The organism is Streptomyces sp. NPDC042371, assembly GCF_056437465.1.
Map to the genome: position 1 here is coordinate 215,398 of NZ_JBWKAP010000010.1, position 18,593 is coordinate 233,990.

15 protein-coding genes are annotated in these 18,593 nt (G+C 70.6%); 12 read left to right on the plus strand and 3 right to left on the minus strand.

All coding sequences use genetic code 11. From position 1 onward, the window contains the following. Positions 1–34 precede the first annotated feature (34 nt). Entirely contained in the window at positions 35–1,489 is a 1,455-nt protein-coding gene (locus AC068B_RS29495; RefSeq protein WP_478674641.1) for a purine-cytosine permease family protein, read from the minus strand. A 198-nt stretch (positions 1,490–1,687) separates the two neighbouring features. On the opposite strand from AC068B_RS29495, the gene ftsY reads away from it, so the two are divergent. Further along, positions 1,688–2,893: a signal recognition particle-docking protein FtsY gene (gene ftsY / locus AC068B_RS29500; protein ID WP_478674642.1), complete on the plus strand. Its 1,206-nt coding sequence runs from the start codon at positions 1,688–1,690 to the stop codon at positions 2,891–2,893. Between the two features lie 132 nt (positions 2,894–3,025). Here the strand turns inward: ftsY and AC068B_RS29505 are convergent, their stop codons facing one another. Then, positions 3,026–3,688, minus strand: coding sequence for a bifunctional DNA primase/polymerase (locus AC068B_RS29505; RefSeq protein WP_478674643.1), 663 nt, complete (start codon positions 3,686–3,688; stop codon positions 3,026–3,028). Positions 3,689–4,108: 420 nt separating this feature from the next. Between AC068B_RS29505 and nsdA the strand changes: the two genes are divergently transcribed. The 7 genes from nsdA to ftsH all read left to right on the plus strand — a co-directional run bounded on the left by nsdA (position 4,109) and on the right by ftsH (position 14,248). After that, on the plus strand, positions 4,109–5,581 hold the full coding sequence (gene nsdA, locus AC068B_RS29510) for a transcriptional repressor NsdA (RefSeq protein ID WP_478674644.1): 1,473 nt from the start codon (positions 4,109–4,111) through the stop codon (positions 5,579–5,581). Positions 5,582–5,848: 267 nt separating this feature from the next. Next, on the plus strand, positions 5,849–7,216 hold the full coding sequence (locus AC068B_RS29515) for an ammonium transporter (protein WP_478674645.1): 1,368 nt from the start codon (positions 5,849–5,851) through the stop codon (positions 7,214–7,216). Then, entirely contained in the window at positions 7,213–7,551 is a 339-nt protein-coding gene (locus tag AC068B_RS29520; protein WP_466144696.1) for a P-II family nitrogen regulator, read from the plus strand. Before AC068B_RS29515 ends, AC068B_RS29520 begins: the two co-directional genes overlap by 4 nt. Before the next feature lie 56 nt (positions 7,552–7,607). After that, a complete protein-coding gene (locus AC068B_RS29525) occupies positions 7,608–10,148 on the plus strand; it encodes a [protein-PII] uridylyltransferase (protein ID WP_478674646.1) in 2,541 nt (846 codons plus the stop codon). 138 nt (positions 10,149–10,286) lie between these two features. Next, entirely contained in the window at positions 10,287–10,424 is a 138-nt protein-coding gene (locus AC068B_RS29530; protein WP_478674647.1) for a hypothetical protein, read from the plus strand. A gap of 168 nt (positions 10,425–10,592) precedes the next feature. Then, the gene (gene ffh / locus AC068B_RS29535; protein WP_356257230.1) at positions 10,593–12,146 is read left to right on the plus strand and encodes a signal recognition particle protein; all 1,554 of its coding nucleotides are present in this window, start codon (positions 10,593–10,595) and stop codon (positions 12,144–12,146) included. 167 nt (positions 12,147–12,313) lie between these two features. Next, positions 12,314–14,248, plus strand: coding sequence for an ATP-dependent zinc metalloprotease FtsH (gene ftsH, locus AC068B_RS29540; protein ID WP_478674648.1), 1,935 nt, complete (start codon positions 12,314–12,316; stop codon positions 14,246–14,248). 18 nt (positions 14,249–14,266) lie between these two features. On the opposite strand, the gene AC068B_RS29545 is transcribed toward ftsH, so the two are convergent. Continuing rightward, positions 14,267–15,127, minus strand: coding sequence for an SAM-dependent methyltransferase (locus tag AC068B_RS29545; RefSeq protein ID WP_478674649.1), 861 nt, complete (start codon positions 15,125–15,127; stop codon positions 14,267–14,269). Positions 15,128–15,342: 215 nt separating this feature from the next. On the opposite strand from AC068B_RS29545, the gene proS reads away from it, so the two are divergent. The 4 genes from proS (at position 15,343) to AC068B_RS29565 (ending at position 18,511) form a co-directional block, all read left to right on the plus strand. Beyond that, on the plus strand, positions 15,343–16,773 hold the full coding sequence (gene proS / locus AC068B_RS29550; protein ID WP_478674650.1) for a proline--tRNA ligase: 1,431 nt from the start codon (positions 15,343–15,345) through the stop codon (positions 16,771–16,773). A 270-nt stretch (positions 16,774–17,043) separates the two neighbouring features. Next, positions 17,044–17,640: a hypothetical protein gene (locus tag AC068B_RS29555; protein WP_055569034.1), complete on the plus strand. Its 597-nt coding sequence runs from the start codon at positions 17,044–17,046 to the stop codon at positions 17,638–17,640. 191 nt (positions 17,641–17,831) lie between these two features. Further along, positions 17,832–18,269 (plus strand): 30S ribosomal protein S16, encoded by a 438-nt coding sequence (rpsP, locus tag AC068B_RS29560; protein WP_356257241.1) that lies wholly within the window; start codon positions 17,832–17,834, stop codon positions 18,267–18,269. Positions 18,270–18,271: 2 nt separating this feature from the next. Next, positions 18,272–18,511, plus strand: coding sequence for an RNA-binding protein (locus AC068B_RS29565; RefSeq protein WP_014176063.1), 240 nt, complete (start codon positions 18,272–18,274; stop codon positions 18,509–18,511). The last annotated feature ends 82 nt before the right edge of the window (positions 18,512–18,593 follow it).

The following is an 18,593-nucleotide window of genomic DNA, read 5'->3' on the forward strand; positions in this document are numbered from 1 at the left end:
AGGTCGGCTGGCTCCGCGGGGAAGTCGGCGAGGATCAGGCGGAGACGAGCTCGGCCTCTCCGTCGTCCTTGCCCGCGGCCGCGGTCTCGACCAGGGGGGTCTTCGGCAGGACCGCGTACAGCACGGCCGCGATGACGATCGTGGTCAGCCAGCCGAGGCCGTGGCGCCCGATCCAGGACGTGGCGAGCGGGCCGCTGAACCAGTCGACCTTGGTGAAGAGCAGGCCCCCGACGAGGGCGATCGCCCACGCCGTCATGGCCTGCCAGGCGAAGCCCGCCTTGTACCAGTAGGCGCTCGTGCGCGTGGTGTCCATCAGGGCCGTGCCGTCGTACGTCTTGCGGCGCAGCATGTCGATGCCGAAGACGCCGATCCAGGCGGAGAACGCGACCGCGAGCAGGGTGAGGAAGGAGATGAACGAGCCCATGAAGCTCGTCGCCACGTTCATCAGGATGTAGCCGAAGATCAGGCTGATGACCGCGTTCACACTGACCGCCCACGCGCGCGGGACCTTGATGCCGAGCGTCATGGCGGTGAAGCCCGCGGAGTACATCGACATCGAGTTGATCAGCAGCATGCCGATCAGCGCCATCAGCAGGTACGGCACCGCGATCCACATGGGGAGCAGCTCGCCGAGGAAGGAGACCGGGTCCTGCGCCGAGGAGAGCTTCGGGTCGGAGACCGCCATGACGGCGCCCATCAGGACCATCGGGACGACGACGATGCCCGCGCCCCCGATGGCGTGGCCGATCAGCGGCTTGTTCGAGGCGGCGCGCGGGAGGTAGCGGGTGAAGTCCGGGCCGGTGGGGACCCAGCTGATGCCGCCCGCGGCGATCGTGCCGACGCCCGCGACCATCATCGCGGTGGAGCCCGCGGGCTTGTCGAAGACGGCCGACCAGTCGGTCTCCGCGATGAGATAGACCAGCACGAGCACGCTGAACGCGCCGAAGGCGTACGTCGACCAGGTGCTGCAGATGTGCAGGATCTTCCGGCCGAGGCCACTGATCAGGAACGTGCAGGAGACGAAGGCGACCAGCGTGACGACGGTCAGCCAGGTGCTGGACTCCACGCCGAAGCAGATGTTCAGGACCGTGATGATCGCGTACGCGCCCGTGACCGCGTTGATCGTCTCCCAGCCCCAGCGGGCGACCCAGATCAGCGCGCCCGGGAAGAGGTTGCCGCGCTGCCCGAACACCGCACGCGAGAGCGTCATGCCCGGCGAGCCGCCGCGCTTGCCCGCGATGGAGATGAGGCCGACCATGCCGTAGCTCAGCAGGGGCGAGACGAGCGCGACGACCAGGACCTGCCAGATGTTCAGGCGGTTGGAGACGATCAGGCCCGCACCCATGGTGAGCAGCAGGACGCTGATGTTCGCCGCTACCCAGGTGGGGAACAGCTCGCGGGTCTTGCCCGTGCGCTCGGCGTCCGGGACGGGCTCAAGGCCGCGCGTCTCGAGGGCGCCTTCGGATTCGGCAGTGGTGGTGCTGCTCATGGGGGTGGGTCCGTGCCTCTCGCTCGGCTCGCAACGTCGCGATCCGTCGGTGGGGGTGATCGCGATGGACTCTACGCGCGTTGATGCGGCGAGCTCCATCGTACTTTAGTCCGAGTAGTGCCCTCCCAGGGCATATGTTCTTTGGAGGAAAACACAAGCTGGGCCTCTCCGGGGGCCATGGCCGATACTGGACGGGTTATGGAAATCGTCATCCTTGCTGTAGTCATCGCCGTGGTCGTGATCGGCGCGCTCGGCGGGCTCGTGATCGGCAGCCGCAAGAAGAAGCAGCTGCCCCCGCAGGCCCCGTCCAGCACGCCCACCATCACCGCCCCTCCCGCCGAACCGAAGGTCGGCGACGAGGCCGAGACGCCGCGCGACGAACCGCGCCGCACGATCGAGGAGGTGGAACTTCCGCTCGCCGAGCCGTCGGCGTCGGCGCCGGTCGTCGAAGAACCGGCCGCACCGGAGATCGAGACCCCGGAGCCCACGGCAGGTCGCCTGGTCCGTCTGCGCTCGCGCCTTTCGCGTTCGCAGAACGCACTCGGCAAGGGGTTGCTCACGCTCCTCTCCCGCGAGCACCTGGACGAGGACACGTGGGAGGAGATCGAGGACACGCTCCTCACCGCCGACGTCGGCGTCGCCCCCACCCAGGAACTGGTCGAGCGCCTCCGTGAGCGCGTCCGCGTGCTCGGCACCCGCACCCCGGACGAGCTGCGCAACCTCCTGCGCGAGGAGCTCGTGGCGCTGGTCGGACCGGAGTTCGACCGTACGGTCAAGACCGAGTCGGGCCTGGAGACGCCCGGCATCGTGATGGTCGTCGGCGTGAACGGCACCGGCAAGACCACCACCACCGGCAAGCTCGCACGCGTCCTCGTCGCCGACGGCCGCTCGGTCGTCCTCGGCGCCGCGGACACCTTCCGCGCGGCCGCCGCCGACCAGCTGCAGACCTGGGGCGAGCGCGTCGGCGCCCGCACGGTGCGCGGCCCCGAGGGCGGCGACCCGGCGTCGATCGCCTTCGACGCGGTCAAGGAGGGCATCGCGGACGGCGCGGACGTCGTCCTCATCGACACCGCGGGCCGGTTGCACACCAAGACCGGCCTCATGGACGAGCTCGGCAAGGTCAAGCGCGTCGTCGAGAAGCACGCCCCGCTCGACGAGGTGCTGCTCGTCCTCGACGCCACGACCGGACAGAACGGCCTGGTGCAGGCGCGGGTCTTCGCCGAGGTCGTCGACATCACGGGCATCGTCCTCACGAAGCTCGACGGCACCGCCAAGGGCGGCATCGTCGTCGCCGTGCAGCGCGAGCTGGGCGTGCCGGTCAAGCTGATCGGCCTCGGCGAGGGTGCGGACGACCTGGCGCCGTTCGAGCCCGAGGCGTTCGTCGACGCGCTCATCGGGGACTGAGAGTCAGCACTCCTCGTATGAAGTGATCCGTACGAAGTGAAGGGCCCCCTCGCATGGTGCAGATGCGAGGGGGCCCTTCTGTCCCCCGGATCGGATGGCGCTGTGCGACGGCTCGCGGGGCGGGGTGGGGCGCTACGCGGGGGAGCGGTGCGCCACGTACGCCAGGGTTCCGAGCAGCAGGCGGGCCTGCGGCGGGTTCGTCGCCGAGTCGAGCTCGGGGGAGCGGAGCCAGTGGACCGGGCCGAGGCCGCCGTGGTCGGACGGGGGTGCGGTGATGTGGGTGCCCTGGCCCAGGCCGTGCAGGTCCAGGGCGGCGTCGTCCCAGCCCATGCGGTAGAGCAGCTGGGGGAGTTCGGCCGCGGCGCCGGGGGCGACGAAGAACTGTGCCCGGCCGTCCGGCGTGACCGCCACCGGCCCCAGGGGGAGGCCCATCCGCTCAAGGCGGACCAGGGCGCGCCGCCCCGCGGCCTCCGCCACCTCGATGACGTCGAAGGCGCGCCCCACCGGCAGCAGGACCGCCGCGCCGGGGAACTCCGCCCAGGCCTTCGCCACTTCGTCGAGCGTGGCGCCCGCCGGGACCTCGGAGGCGAAGCCCAGAGGGTGGGCGCCGGGGGTGGCGCAGTCGGCCGCTCCGCACGAGCAGACGCCGTTCAGGGCGCGGGCGCCGGGCACCGCGTCCCATCCCCACAGCCCGGTGTACTCCGCCACCGCGGTGCAGTCCGACGTGCGGCCGCGCCGCCTTGATCCGGCCCGGGGCCTGTCGGTTCCCCGGGTGCCGCCGATCGTGAAGCCCATGCCCCCTCCAACGGGTCGAGCGTGCCGCGGTTACGTGACGGAATCGGATCGTGACCCTCTGTTCCTGACGGCGCTCGGTGGTCCAGCGGGTGGTGCGCCCGGTGTCATGCGCCCTGGCGCGCTCCTCTGCGCCCACTTTCCTTCGTCCTATGTCAAGTGAATCGCTTGTGGCGGCAAGGGAGTTCATTCGAAGGGGTGGCGAATGGTGGCGTTTCCGCGATCGCCCTCGCCGGAGGGGTGATCGTAGGATTACTTTCAGTACACGGCCCTGGAAGTTCGAGCACTCGCGGGTATGCCGGAGGCAAGTCGGTTTCCTGTTCGATGGGTGACATTCTCCGGACGGACGGCGGCGAGTAGCGGCATTCTGTTAGGGCTAGCCGTGTACAGCGCACAGGTGTCTTGAAGGATGGGGGCGTTCCAGTGAGCGGCAATGGCGGAGGCGGCGCGAACGCGGAGAAGCGCCCCAACGAGATGCTCACGTCGTGGTTCGTGCGCAGCGGTTGGTCCAAGGGCGAGCTGGCCCGGCAAGTCAACCGCAGAGCACGGCAGTTGGGTGCGCACCACATTTCCACGGACACCTCACGGGTGCGCCGCTGGCTGGATGGCGAGAATCCGCGCGAGCCGATTCCCCGCATCCTTTCGGAGCTGTTCTCCGAGCGGTTCGGCTGCGTCGTCGCAGTCGAGGACCTGGGCCTGCGCACCGCCCACCGCACGCCCGCGTCCTCCGGGGTCGACCTGCCCTGGACCGGGCCGCAGACGGTCGCCCTCATCAGTGAGTTCTCGCGCAGCGACCTGATGCTCGCCCGCCGCGGCTTCCTCGGCACCTCGCTCGCCCTCTCCGCCGGGCCCGCCCTCATCGAGCCCATGCAGCGCTGGCTGGTGCCCTCGCCGTCCACACCGCGCGAGGACGCCGAGCCCGCCGTCTCGCGCCGCCCGGCCCGGCTCTCCAAGCCGGAGCTGGACCTCCTGGAGTCCACGACGGTGATGTTCCGCCAGTGGGACGCCCAGTGCGGGGGAGGGCTCCGGCGCAAGGCCGTCGTCGGTCAGCTGCACGAAGTGACGGACCTGTTGCAGGAGCCCCAGCCCGAAGCCACCTCCAAGCGCCTCTTCAAGGTCGCGGGCGAACTGGCCGAACTGGCGGGCTGGATGAGCTACGACGTGGGGCTCCAGCCCACCGCCCAGAAGTACTTCGTCCTCGCGCTGCACGCCGCCAAGGAAGCGGGAGAGAAGCCCCTCGGGTCGTACATCCTCTCCAGCATGAGCCGTCAGATGATCCACCTGAACCGGCCCGACGACGCGCTCGAACTGATCCACCTCGCACAGTACGGCAGCCGGGACTGCGCCGGTCCGCGCACCCAGGCCATGCTGTATGCGATGGAGGCCCGGGCGTACGCGAGCATGGGCCAGCCCGGCAAGTGCAAGCGGGCCGTGCGGATGGCCGAGGACACCTTCGCCGACGCCGAGGACTTCGGCGAGCCCGAGCCGGACTGGATCCGCTTCTTCTCCGAGGCCGAGCTGAACGGGGAGAACGCCCACTCGTTCCGCGACCTGGCCTATGTGGCGGGCCGCAGCCCGACGTACGCCTCGCTCGCCGAGCCCGTCATGGAGCGAGCCGTGGACCTCTTCCAGAAGGACGTCGAGCACCAGCGTTCGTATGCGCTGAACCTCATCGGCAAAGCCACCGTCCACCTGCTCCAACGCGAGCCCGAGCAGAGCACGGTGCTCGCCGGACAAGCGCTCGACATCGCCAAGAAGGTGCGCTCCGAGCGGGTCAACACCCGCCTGCGCAAGACCGTGGACACCGCCGTTCGGGACTTCGGGGACGTCGCCGAAGTCGTGGAGCTCACCGATCGGCTCGCCATCGAGATGCCGGAGACCGCGGAGGCGGTCTGACGTCCGGCACGACCGGCCCCGGCCGCGGCAGGACCATCCCTAACAGCCCGACTCGGCTCCCCCACGCCAGGTCAGCCGGATGGCCGCCGCGGCCGGTTCTAGTACCGCGCACAGGGGTGATCGGTACACCCCGTGCGACCCGGCAGTTCATGGCCGCGTAACACGCACGACCTCTTCGTCACTGCGGTGAAACACCGAGGGGCCCCCGCCGAAACGGCGCTCGGCCAGTCTCTGGCGCACAACCGGCCCCACAGCGAGGAGACGCCGATGCCCCCAGGCATCACGATCGCCGCAGACGCCCCCGAGCTGTCTGCCGCCAACACAGGCTTCATGCTCATCTGCTCCGCCCTGGTGATGCTCATGACGCCGGGCCTCGCCTTCTTCTACGGAGGCATGGTCCGCGTCAAGAGCACCCTGAACATGCTGATGATGAGCTTCATCAGCCTCGGGATCGTCACCATCCTCTGGGTGCTGTACGGCTTCTCCGTGGCGTTCGGCACCGACCACGGCAGCCTCTTCGGGTGGGAGGGCGACTACATAGGGCTCAGCGGGCTCGGCATCAACCAGCTCTGGGACGGCTACACCATCCCGGTCTACGTCTTCGCCGTCTTCCAGCTGATGTTCGCCGTCATCACGCCCGCACTGATCAGCGGCGCCCTCGCGGACCGCGTGAAGTTCACGGCCTGGGCGCTGTTCATCGCCCTGTGGGCCACGATCGTGTACTTCCCCGTCGCGCACTGGGTGTGGGGCACCGGCGGCTGGGCCTTCGAACTCGGCGTCATCGACTTCGCGGGCGGCACGGCCGTGCACATCAACGCCGGAGCCGCGGCGCTCGGCGTCATCCTCGTCATCGGCAAGCGCGTCGGCTTCAAGAAGGACCCGATGCGACCGCACTCGCTGCCGCTCGTGATGCTCGGCGCGGCCCTGCTGTGGTTCGGCTGGTTCGGCTTCAACGCCGGATCGTGGCTGGGCAACGACGACGGCGTCGGCGCGCTCATGTTCGTCAACACGCAGGTCGCGACCGCCGCCGCCATGCTCGCCTGGCTTCTCTACGAGAAGCTCAGGCACGGCGCGTGCACCACGCTGGGCGCCGCATCCGGAGCCGTCGCGGGCCTCGTCGCCATCACCCCGTCCGGCGGCTCCTGCTCGCCGCTCGGCGCCATCGCCATCGGCGCCATCGCGGGTGTGCTGTGCGCCATGGCGGTCGGACTCAAGTTCCGGTTCGGGTACGACGACTCCCTGGACGTCGTCGGGGTCCACCTGGTCGGCGGCGTCGCCGGATCGCTCCTCGTCGGCTTCTTCGCCACCGGCGGCGGGCAGTCCAAGGCCCAGGGCCTCTTCTACGGAGGCGGCCTGGATCAGCTGTGGAAGCAGCTCGCCGGTGTCGGAGCCGTCCTCGCGTACTCCCTCGTCGCCTCCGCGGTCCTCGCCTTCCTCATCGACAAAACGATCGGCATGCGGGTCGACGAGGACGACGAGGTCGCGGGCATCGACCAGGTCGAGCACGCGGAGACCGCATACGACTTCAGCGGGGCGGGCGGCGGCACACTGCCGCGTACGGCGGTGCCCGCGCCCGGCGTGGACGGCGCGCAGGGAACGGCTCAGGGGCAGCGCAACAAGAAGGTGGACGCATGAAGCTCATCACCGCGGTCGTCAAGCCGCACCGGCTCGACGAGATCAAGGAAGCGCTGCAGGCCTTCGGCGTCCACGGCCTGACCGTCACCGAAGCCAGCGGATACGGACGCCAGCGCGGCCACACCGAGGTCTACCGGGGCGCCGAGTACACCGTCGACCTCGTACCGAAGATCCGCATCGAGGTCCTCGTCGACGACGACGACGCCGAAGAGCTCGTCGAGGTCGTGGTGAAGGCCGCCCGCACCGGCAAGATCGGGGACGGCAAGGTCTGGAGCGTCCCGGTCGACACGGCCGTGCGGGTACGGACCGGGGAGCGCGGCCCCGACGCGCTGTGAGCGGGGCCGGGGGGCTGAGCAGGGTCGACTGAGCAGAACCGAACGGGAGTTGCCGGGTGACGAGTGTGGACGTACGTACTGAAGCGGATGACTCCGGACCCAGCGGCTACGCGGCGGCCCGGCTGCGGCTCCTCCACGAGGAGTCGCGGTCCGGGCCGCCGCGCCGTTCCGCCCTCGCCGAACTGACGGACGACTGGCTGGCCGGACTCTTCGAGGCGGGGGGCGGCTCAGCGGGCGTTCCCCGGGGCGCCGCGCTCGTCGCCGTCGGCGGCTACGGGCGGGGCGAGCTGTCGCCGCGCAGCGACCTGGACCTCCTGCTGCTGCACGACGGGAGCGCCGACCCCAAGGAGCTCGCCGCGCTCGCCGATCGCCTCTGGTACCCCGTGTGGGACCTCGGGCTCGCCCTTGACCACTCCGTGCGCACGCCCGCGGAGGCCAGGAAGACCGCCGCCGATGATCTCAAGGTGCACCTCGGGCTGCTCGACGCCCGCCACCTCGCAGGGGACCTCGGGATGACCGCGGCGCTCCGCACGACCGTGCTCGCCGACTGGCGCAACCAGGCCCCCAAACGCCTGCCCGAGCTGCGCGAGCTCGGCGAGGAGCGGGCCGAGCGCCAGGGCGAGCTGAGCCACCTGCTCGAACCCGACCTCAAGGAGGCGCGGGGCGGACTGCGCGACCTGACCGCGCTGCGGGCCGTCGCCGCGTCATGGCTCGCGGACGCGCCCCGCGAGGGACTCGACGAGGCCAGGCGCCGCCTCCTCGACGTGCGGGACGCGCTGCACCTGACGACGGGCCGCGCCACCGACCGGCTCGCCCTCCAGGAACAGGACCAGGTCGCCGCCGAGCTCGGCCTGCTGGACGCCGACACACTGCTGCGCCAGGTGTACGAGGCGGCGCGCGTCGTCTCGTACGCCGGTGACGTCACCTGGCGGGAGGTCGGGCGCGTGCTGCGGGGGCGGGCCGGACGGCCTCGGCTGCGGGCGATGCTGGGCGGCAGGGGCGCAGGCGGCGGCCGGGGAGCCGTGGCCGAGCGGTCGCCGCTGGCCGAGGGGGTCGTGGAGCAGGACGGGGAGGCGGTGCTCGCCCGGGCCGCCAGGCCCGAACGGGACGCCGTGCTGCCGCTGCGGGCCGCCGCGGCCGCCGCGCAGGCGGACCTCCCGCTCTCCCGGCACGCCGTACGCCGCCTCGCCACCTCGTCGCGGCCCCTCGCCACGCCGTGGCCCGCCGAAGCGCGCGAGCAGCTCGTGACGCTGCTCGGGGCGGGGCGGCCGATGGTGCAGGTGTGGGAGGCGCTGGAGGCCGAAGGACTCGTCACCCGGCTCCTTCCCGACTGGGAGCGGGTGCGGTGCCGTCCGCAGCGCAACGCCGTCCACACCTGGACGGTCGACCGGCACCTGGTCGAGACGGCGGTGCGGGCCTCCGCGCTGACGCGGCGGGTGGGGCGGCCCGACCTGCTGCTCGTGGCCGCGCTGCTGCACGACATCGGGAAGGGGTGGCCAGGCGACCACTCCGCGGCCGGGGAGATCATCGCCCGGGACGTCGCGGCGCGGATCGGCTTCGACGCGGGTGACGTGGCGGTCGTCGCGCGCCTGGTCAGGCACCACCTGCTGCTCGTGGAGACCGCCACGCGGCGCGACCTCGACGACCCCGCGACGCTGCAGGGCGTCGCCGAGGCGGTGGGCTCCGTCGGCACGCTGGAGCTGCTGCACGCACTGACCGAGGCGGACGCGCTGGCCACCGGGCCCGCGGCCTGGTCGGCGTGGCGGGGGGCGCTCGTCGCCGACCTGGTGAAACGGGTGACGGCCGTGCTGTCCGGTGAGGCGCCGGAGGAGAAGAACACGGAGGACGCGGCACCGACGGCGGAGCAGGAGAGGCTCGCGGTGGAGGCGTTTCGTACGGGTGGGCCGGTGCTTTCGTTGCGGGCGCGGGTGGAGGGGGGCGAGGGGGGCGATTCGGCGGGCTCAGCGGGTTCATCGGGTTCATCGGGGGCGGATCCGGAGCCGCTCGGGGTGGAGCTCGTGGTCGCGGTGCCGGAACGGCCGGGGGTGCTGTCCGCGGTCGCCGGTGTCCTTGCGATGCACCGGCTCGCCGTGCGGACGGCGGAGCTCAGGGAGCTGACGCTGCCGTCCGGCATGGGGAGTCCGGCGCGGACCAATTCGGCGCGGACCTCGGTGCTGTTGCTCAGTTGGCGGGTTGCGGCGGAGTACGGCTCGATGCCGCAGGCGGCGCGGTTGCGGGCCGACCTGGTGCGGGTCCTCGACGGGTCGCTGGACATCGAGGCACGGCTCACCGAACGGGAGGCGGCCTACCCCCGGCGCCGGGGAACGGTCGCGCCCCCGGCCCGGGTGACGGTCGCACCGGCGGGCTCGCGGCTCGCCACGGTGATCGAGGTGCGGGCCCAGGACGCGCCGGGCCTCCTGCACCGGATCGGGCGGGCGCTGGAGGCGGCGGGGGTGGTCGTGCGGAGTGCGCACGTGTCGACGCTGGGGGCGAACGCGGTGGACGCGTTCTATGTGACGGGGGTGGACGGGGCGCCGTTGGCGGGGGAGGGGGCCGCGGGGGTGGCTCGGGGGGTGGAGGAGGCGCTGCGAGGCTAGTTCTGGCGGGGTGGCGAGGTGGGGGAACAGCCGCTCGGTGCGTTGTTCCAAGCTCCTCGCCGGTGAGCTGCTGCCCCCGGCCCAGCAGCGGCAGCTGCTCGACGCGGTCCACGTCGGCGGCGACCGGGGACATACGGCATGACCCCCGCCTCCGCGACCGCTCGGACGCTCGCCTCGGCGGACGGCCGACGCGTCATGACCATGAACCGCAACGGCGACTGGGGCGAGCGGCGACTGGAGGACGCGGCCGTCGAGACGGAGTTCTGCGACCGCTGACGGCGGCTGCCGACAGCGCCTGTCCAACGGTGCGGGTGACCCGCCGCCGTGACATGCCCCGGTCCAGCAGCCGGGAAGTCCCGCCCAGCGCCCCGGGCACCCGCCATCGGCAGATACTCTGGAAGGCGACCTGTCCCCCTTCCCCCGACCCGAGGATTCGCGACCGCCGTGTTCGATACTCTCTCCGACCGCCTCGCAGCGACATTCAAGAACCTCCGGGGCAAGGGCCGCCTGTCCGAGGCGGACATCGACGCCACAGCGCGCGAGATCCGCATCGCCCTGCTCGAGGCGGACGTGGCCCTGCCCGTCGTCCGCGCCTTCATCAAGCAGGTCAAGGAGCGCGCGGCCGGTGCCGAGGTCTCCCAGGCCCTCAATCCCGCCCAGCAGGTCATCAAGATCGTCAATGAGGAGCTCATTGGCATTCTGGGTGGTGAGACGCGCCGTCTCCGGTTCGCCAAGACCGCGCCGACCGTCATCATGCTCGCGGGTCTGCAGGGTGCCGGTAAGACGACCCTCGCCGGAAAGCTCGGCCTCTGGCTGAAGGGGCAGGGCCACTCGCCGCTCCTGGTGGCGTGCGACCTGCAGCGTCCCAACGCCGTCAACCAGCTCAGCGTGGTCGCCGAGCGCGCGGGCGTCGGGGTCTACGCCCCGGAGCCGGGCAACGGCGTCGGCAACCCCGTTCAGGTCGCCAAGGACTCCATCGAGTTCGCGCGGACGAAGCAGTACGACATCGTCATCGTCGACACCGCGGGCCGCCTCGGCATCGACCAGGAGCTGATGCAGCAGGCCGCGGACATCCGCGACGCGGTCAGCCCCGACGAGGTCCTCTTCGTCGTCGACGCCATGATCGGTCAGGACGCCGTGAACACGGCGGAGGCCTTCCGGGACGGCGTCGGCTTCGACGGCGTCGTGCTCTCCAAGCTCGACGGCGACGCCCGCGGTGGTGCCGCCCTGTCGATCGCGCAGGTCACCGGCCGCCAGATCATGTTCGCCTCGAACGGCGAGAAGCTGGACGAGTTCGACGCGTTCCACCCGGACCGCATGGCGTCCCGCATCCTCGGCATGGGCGACATGCTCACGCTGATCGAGAAGGCCGAGCAGACCTTCTCACAGCAAGAGGCCGAGAAGATGGCCTCGAAGCTGGCCTCCAAGAAGGGCCAGGACTTCACCCTCGATGACTTCCTGGCCCAGATGGAGCAGGTCAGGAAGATGGGCAGCATCAGCAAGCTGCTCGGGATGATGCCCGGCATGGGGCAGATCAAGGACCAGATCAACAACCTCGACGAGCGCGACGTCGACCGGACCGCCGCCATCATCAAGTCGATGACGCCCACCGAGCGTCAGGAGCCGACGATCATCAACGGCTCGCGCCGTGCCCGTATCGCCAAGGGCTCGGGTGTCGACGTCAGCGCGGTGAAGAACCTCGTCGAGCGGTTCTTCGAGGCGCGGAAGATGATGTCCCGCATGGCCCAGGGCGGCGGCATGCCGGGCATGCCCGGGATGCCGGGCATGGGCGGTGGCCCCGGCAAGCAGAAGAAGAAGCAGAAGCAGGCCAAGGGCAAGCGTCAGTCGGGCAACCCGATGAAGCGCAAGCAGGAGGAGCAGGAGGCCGCGGCTCGCCGCGAGGCCGCGAACCAGGCGGGCTCCGCCCTCGGGCTGCCGGGCGCGCAGCCGGGCAAGGACTTCGAGCTGCCGGACGAGTTCAAGAAGTTCATGGGCTGAGCTCGGACCTGGTCGTACGCCGCTTGGGGCGCCCCTCTGGTGAGGGGTGCCCCAAGCGTTTTCCCGGGGGTGCTTTCTCGGAGGTGCTTTTCGGGAGGCGTTTCCGGGAGGCGCCTTCCGAGGGGGGAGCGGGTGCCCGGGGCAGGTTTGTGTCGTAACGTCCGGATATGAGCAACCCCGTGCCGCCGGACCGCGCGCCCGACAAGCCGTGGCGCTCCGAGGGCGCGCCCTCACCCGACCCCACGCCGCCTTCGAAGAAGAAGATGCCGGGCGGCTGGGGCGGTCTGATCCTGACGGCGCTGATCGTCTACCTCATCGCCAACCTCGTGCTCTCCTTCTTCAACGACGGCGACGAGCCGACCATCTCGTACACGGAGTTCAGCAAGCAGGTCGACTCCGGCAACGTCACGAAGATCTACTCCAAGGGTGACGCGATCCAGGGGCAGCTCAAGAAGGAGCAGTCGAGGCCGGACGGCGAGAAGGGGAAGTACACCAAGTTCACCACCCAGCGGCCCGCCTTCGCCGACGACAAGCTCTGGGACGACCTGACCAAACACAAGGTCACCGTCACCGCCGAGCCCGTCGTGCAGGAGCGCAGCTTCCTGTCGAACCTCCTCATCTCCCTCGCCCCGATGCTCCTGCTCGTCGTGCTGTGGATCTTCATCGCACGGCGCATGAGCGCGGGGATGGGCGGCGGGGGCGGCATGCTCGGCCGCAAGACGCCGCCCAAGCCGGTCGAACTGGAGCCCGGCGCGAAGCGGACCACCTTCGAGGACGTGGCGGGGATCGACGAGGTCGAGGGCGAGCTCAACGACGTCGTCGACTTCCTGAAGAACCCCGACGTCTATCGCGAGATGGGCGCCAAGATGCCGCGCGGCGTGCTCCTCGCCGGGCCGCCGGGCACCGGCAAGACCCTGCTCGCACGCGCCGTCGCCGGAGAGGCGGGCGTGCCCTTCTTCTCGGCCTCCGCATCGGAGTTCATCGAGATGATCGTGGGCGTCGGCGCCTCGCGCGTACGGGAGCTCTTCGCCGAGGCCCGCAAGGTCGCGCCGTCGATCATCTTCATCGACGAGATCGACACCATCGGACGCGCCCGGGGCGGCGGCAGCGGCATGGGCGGGCACGACGAGCGCGAGCAGACGCTGAACCAGATCCTCACCGAGATGGATGGTTTCTCGGGCGCGGAGGGCGTGATCGTCCTCGCCGCCACCAACCGGGCCGACATCCTCGACCCCGCCCTCACCAGGCCGGGGCGGTTCGACCGGGTCGTCAACGTCTCGCCGCCCGACCGCGGAGGCCGCGAGGCCATCCTCAAGATCCACACGCGGCCCATCCCCCTCGCCGACGACGTCGACCTCGCCCAGGTCGCCCGTACGACACCGGGCATGACCGGCGCCGAGCTCGCCAACCTCGCCAACGAGGCCGCCCTCATCGCCGTCAAGCGCAAGCAGCGTACGGTCACGCAGTCCGACCTCTCCGAAGCCATGGAGAAGGTGCAGCTCGGCGCCGAGCGCCCGTTGGTGATGCCCGAGGAGGAGCGTCGGCGCACCGCCTATCACGAGAGCGGGCACGCCCTGCTCGGCATGCTCCAGCCCGGTGCCGACCCCGTCCGCAAGATCACGATCGTGCCGCGCGGGCGCGCGCTGGGCGTGACGCTCTCGACCCCGGACTCCGACAAGTACGCCTACACCGAGGAGTACCTCCGTGGGCGCATCATCGGCGCTCTGGGCGGCATGGCCGCCGAACACGTCGTCTACGGAGTCATCACCACCGGCGCGGAGAACGACCTGGAGCAGGTCACCAACATCGCCCGCGGCATGGTCGCCCGCTGGGGCATGAGCGAGCGGGTCGGCCGACTCTCCGCCCTGCCGAACGACGCCCAGCAGGCGTACGGTCTCGCGGCCGCCCCGGAGACCCTCGACACGATCGACGGCGAGATGCGGCGCATCGTGGACGAGTGCTACCAGAGCGCCTGCCGACAACTGCGCGACCACCGTGGCCAACTGGACGCCCTGTCCGCCGCGCTGCTGGAGAACGAGACGCTGGAGGAGGCGGCGGCGTACCGGATCGCGGGCATCACTCGGCTGACCAAGGGCGGCTGACGTGCCGTGCCTCTGAGGCTATGGCGTACGTGCGATCAAGTACCGGAAGACGTTCGGCATCCACACCGTCCCGTCCCTGCGCCGGTGCGGATGCAGCGCCTCCGTCAGCTCCTTGTCGACCTGCGCCTGATCCGTCACCCGCGCCGCCGCGTCGAACAGCCCCGTCGAGAGCAGCCCGCGTGCCGCGCTCTCCACGTCCGCGTACCCGAAGGGGCACGCGACCCGGCCCGACCCGTCCGGCTTGAGCCCCGCCCGTTCGGCGACCACCTCCAGGTCGTCCCGGAGCGCGGGGCGCCAGCTGCCCGTGCTGCGGAGCGGGTCGGCGAGCTTCGTCGCCACCCTCAGCACGGACGAGGTCGCGCAACGCTCCGGAGGACCCCACCCTGCGAGCACCACTGGAGTGCTGTGCCCGGCGAGCGGGGACGCCGCTTCCAGGAGGTCGGACAGCCCTTCGGAGTCACCCGCCATGCAGCCGATCGGCTGGAAGGCCGTGATGAGGTTGTACGCGGGCAGGTCCGGGCCCGCCGCGTCCGCTGGGCCGCCTTCCACCAGGCGGGTGCCCGCACGCGCGCGTGCGTCCCCCGTGGCCTCAGGCAGCAGCCGGTCGCGCGCGAGAGCGAGCCGTTCGGGCTGCGACGGGTCGACGCCGGTGACCGTGGCGCCCCGTGTGGCCGCCATCAGCAGAGCGAGTCCGGAACCGCAGCCGAGGCCGAGGAGCCGGGTGCCGTCTCCCACTTCGAGCCGTTCGTACACCGCTTCATAGAGCGGGACCAGCATCCGTTCCTGGATTTCCGCCCAGTCACGCGCGCGTGCACACAGATCCACACGGGGCGCCGCGCCCGCGCGGGGGGAGTGCGACTGCACGAGTGTTGGTGTCATCGAATGCGCCCCAATCAGCCGAGAGTTGGTGCCGTGACGTAATCCAATGGTTCGTCCGCCCCCGTGCCGTGCGCTCGCACTCCCCCCGTATGCCAGAGAACTCCGCATCCGTCGTGGAGTCCAGGGGTTGTGGGCCAATGCTTGCGTTCCACCGTCGTGCGCCCCCTGCGATAAACATGCGCGCTCTCCGCAGGCTCGCCCCTACCATGCGCGCCATGGCCAAGACACCCGTGCTCACGCCCCAGGCGGACGACTTTCCCCGCTGGTACCAGGACCTGATCAACAAGGCCGAGCTGGCCGACAACGGCCCGGTGCGCGGCACCATGGTGATCCGGCCGTACGGCTACGGGCTGTGGGAACGGATGCAGCAGGACATGGACGCCCGCATCAAGGAGACGGGCACGCAGAACGCGTACTTCCCCCTCCTCATCCCGCAGTCGTACCTCACCCGGGAGGCGGAGCACGTCGAAGGCTTCGCCCCGGAACTCGCCGTCGTCACGCACGGCGGCGGCAAGGAGCTGGAGGAGCCGGTCGTCGTCCGCCCCACGTCGGAGACGATCGTCAACGAGTACTTCTCCAAGTGGGTGCAGAGCTACCGCGACCTGCCGCTGCTGATCAACCAGTGGGCCAACGTGGTCCGCTGGGAGATGCGACCCCGCCTGTTCCTGCGGACGTCGGAGTTCCTCTGGCAGGAGGGCCACACCGCGCACGCGACGTACGAAGAAGCCCGCGACTTCGCCGCCCGCATCCACCGCCACGTCTACGGAGACTTCATGCGAGACGTCCTCGCCATGGACTTCGTACTGGGCCGCAAGACCGCCAAGGAGCGCTTCGCAGGCGCCATCAACACCCTCACCCTCGAAGGCATGATGGCCGACGGCAAGGCCCTCCAGCTCGGCACCAGCCACGAGCTGGGCCAGAACTTCGCCAAGGCCTTCGACACCCGGTACCTGTCCAAGGACGGCAAGCAGGAACTCGTCTGGCAGACCTCCTGGGGCAGCACGACCCGCATGATCGGCGCACTGGCGATGATGCACGGCGACGACGACGGGCTGCGCGTGCCGCCCCGCCTCGCCCCCGTCCAGGCCGTCGTCCTCGCCATCAAGGCCGACGACGCCGTACTCGCCAAGGTCCACGAGATCGGCGACACCCTGCGGGCCGCCGGCATCCGCGTCCAGGTCGACGACCGCACGGACACCCCCTTCGGGAGGCGCGCCGTGGACTGGGAGCTCAAGGGCGTCCCCGTACGCGTCGAGGTCGGCCCGCGCGACCTGGAGAACGGCACCGCGATGCTGGTCCGCCGCATCGTGGGCAAGCACGCCCCCGGTGGCAAGGAGCCGGTCGCGATCGACGCCCTCGCCGCCCTGCTGCCCACCGTCCTCGAAGAGGACCAGGCGCTGCTCCTGACCCAGGCCCGCGCCCGCCGCGAGTCCCGCACCTCGGACGTCCGCACGGCCGACGAGGCCGTGGAGGCCACCGCCGACGGCGGCTGGGCGCGCGTCCCGTGGGCCGCCCTCGGCGAAGAAGGCGAGGCCAGGCTGGCCGAGCACTCCGTGACCGTACGGTGTCTGGTCACGGAGGACGGGGCGGTGCCGGACGCCGATGAGACCCCGGGTAACGTCGCTCTCGTGGCCCGCTCCTACTGAGGACGGTGCCCTCGGGGCCTTCGGTACCGACGCGCTCGATCTCGGCTCGTACGCCTGCCCGAGCCACTCGGGCCCCGGCGCGAAAGATTGCTCTACGCGCCGGGGCGTACGCGCCACTACGTACCGGCTTGGTGCGAGCTGTGAGACTTCTCCGCAGATCAGCGCACCCGCCCTCGTCCGGACGCATCAACGGCAACTGACGGGTACGTGCAAATTATTTGGGATGCCCCGGAATGGAACCCCCAGGGCCCTCGGCTCGTTGTTCACGACGTGAGCACGACACCACCTGTTCTCGCCGCAGAGCTGGCACAGGCGTGGGCCGACATTCAGCGGCACCACCCCGAGCTGCCCGACCTTGCCGCGCCCGAATCCCTGATCGGAGAGTCGTCGTCCGCCTGCGGCGCCGAGCTCTCCTTCGAGCGACTGCTTCATGAGGCAGTCCATGGCATCGCCGCCTCGCGCGGCGTACGCGACACCTCACGTGCCGGCCGCTATCACAACCGCAGATTCCTCGCGATCGCCGAGGAGCTGGGGCTGGACCACCCCGAGGAGCCACACCCGAGCAGTGGCTTCTCGCTGGTCACGCTGAACCCCGAGGCGAAGAAGCGCTATCGCCCGACGATGGACCGACTGCAGCGGGCCCTGAAGGCGCACACCGCAGCGACGACGGCGGACACCGCGCGCAGCTTCCGGGGGCCTGCCGCACGGCACGGCTCCTCCGGCGGCGGCGTGCGCGTGAAGGCGGTCTGCGACTGCGGGCGCAACGTCCGCGTCGTTCCTTCCGTGCTCGCCCAGGCGCCGATCATGTGCGGCGGCTGCGGAAAGCCCTTCCGAATTCCGGAAGGGGTCGCAGTGGGCGTGGGCTGAGCTGGAGCGGGGCGCCCGGTGCGGGTGCGGGCGCCCCGCCGACGTATGGCACAATGGCTAGCTGTACTCGACAGTCGCATAGGACCCCTCTCTCCTCCGGCTGACGCGTCCATCGGGCACTCGAGTACCGCAACCCCACGCGGTCATCACCGTTGTGCCCACCCACGTCAAGACCAGGAGACACCACTCCCGTGGCAGTCAAGATCAAGCTGAAGCGTCTGGGTAAGATCCGTTCGCCTCACTACCGCATCGTCGTCGCCGACTCCCGTACCCGCCGTGACGGCCGGGCCATCGAGGAGATCGGTCTGTACCACCCGGTGCAGAACCCCTCGCGCATCGAGGTCAACTCGGAGCGTGCCCAGTACTGGCTGTCCGTCGGCGCCCAGCCGACCGAGCCCGTCATGGCCATCCTGAAGCTCACCGGCGACTGGCAGAAGCACAAGGGCCTGCCGGCCCCGGCGCCGCTGAAGGTTGCCGAGCCCAAGGACAAGCGCGCTGCGTTCGAGGCCTTCACCAAGGGTCTCGAGGGCGACGACGCCAAGGGTGAGGCCATCACCCAGAAGGCCAAGAAGGCTGACAAGAAGGCGGACGAGGCTGACGCCTCGGCCACCGAGTCGACCGAGGCCTGAGCATGCTCGAGGAGGCTCTCGAGCACCTCGTGAAGGGCATCGTCGACAACCCCGACGACGTGCAGGTCGCCTCGCGCAACCTGCGCCGCGGGCGCGTCCTCGAGGTCCGGGTTCACCCCGACGACCTCGGCAAGGTGATCGGCCGTAACGGCCGCACCGCGCGCGCTCTGCGCACCGTCGTGGGCGCAATCGGCGGCCGCGGTGTCCGCGTCGACCTCGTCGACGTGGACCAGGTTCGCTGAACCGGGTTCGCAGAACCACAGCAGCACCGGCTCGGGCCGGGGAGGGCTTCAGGGCCTTCCCCGGCCCGTAGTCGTTGGATGA

What these genes read in the sequence shown, in the direction of transcription:
- AC068B_RS29495 (WP_478674641.1), bottom strand. Translation starts at nt 1,489, where the DNA reads ATGAGCAGCACCACCACTGCCGAATCCGAAGGCGCCCTCGAGACGCGC.
- ftsY (WP_478674642.1), top strand. Translation starts at nt 1,688, where the DNA reads ATGGAAATCGTCATCCTTGCTGTAGTCATCGCCGTGGTCGTGATCGGC.
- AC068B_RS29505 (WP_478674643.1), bottom strand. Translation starts at nt 3,688, where the DNA reads ATGGGCTTCACGATCGGCGGCACCCGGGGAACCGACAGGCCCCGGGCC.
- AC068B_RS29515 (WP_478674645.1), top strand. Translation starts at nt 5,849, where the DNA reads ATGCCCCCAGGCATCACGATCGCCGCAGACGCCCCCGAGCTGTCTGCC.
- AC068B_RS29520 (WP_466144696.1), top strand. Translation starts at nt 7,213, where the DNA reads ATGAAGCTCATCACCGCGGTCGTCAAGCCGCACCGGCTCGACGAGATC.
- AC068B_RS29530 (WP_478674647.1), top strand. Translation starts at nt 10,287, where the DNA reads ATGACCCCCGCCTCCGCGACCGCTCGGACGCTCGCCTCGGCGGACGGC.
- ftsH (WP_478674648.1), top strand. Translation starts at nt 12,314, where the DNA reads ATGAGCAACCCCGTGCCGCCGGACCGCGCGCCCGACAAGCCGTGGCGC.
- AC068B_RS29545 (WP_478674649.1), bottom strand. Translation starts at nt 15,127, where the DNA reads ATGACACCAACACTCGTGCAGTCGCACTCCCCCCGCGCGGGCGCGGCG.
- proS (WP_478674650.1), top strand. Translation starts at nt 15,343, where the DNA reads ATGGCCAAGACACCCGTGCTCACGCCCCAGGCGGACGACTTTCCCCGC.
- AC068B_RS29565 (WP_014176063.1), top strand. Translation starts at nt 18,272, where the DNA reads ATGCTCGAGGAGGCTCTCGAGCACCTCGTGAAGGGCATCGTCGACAAC.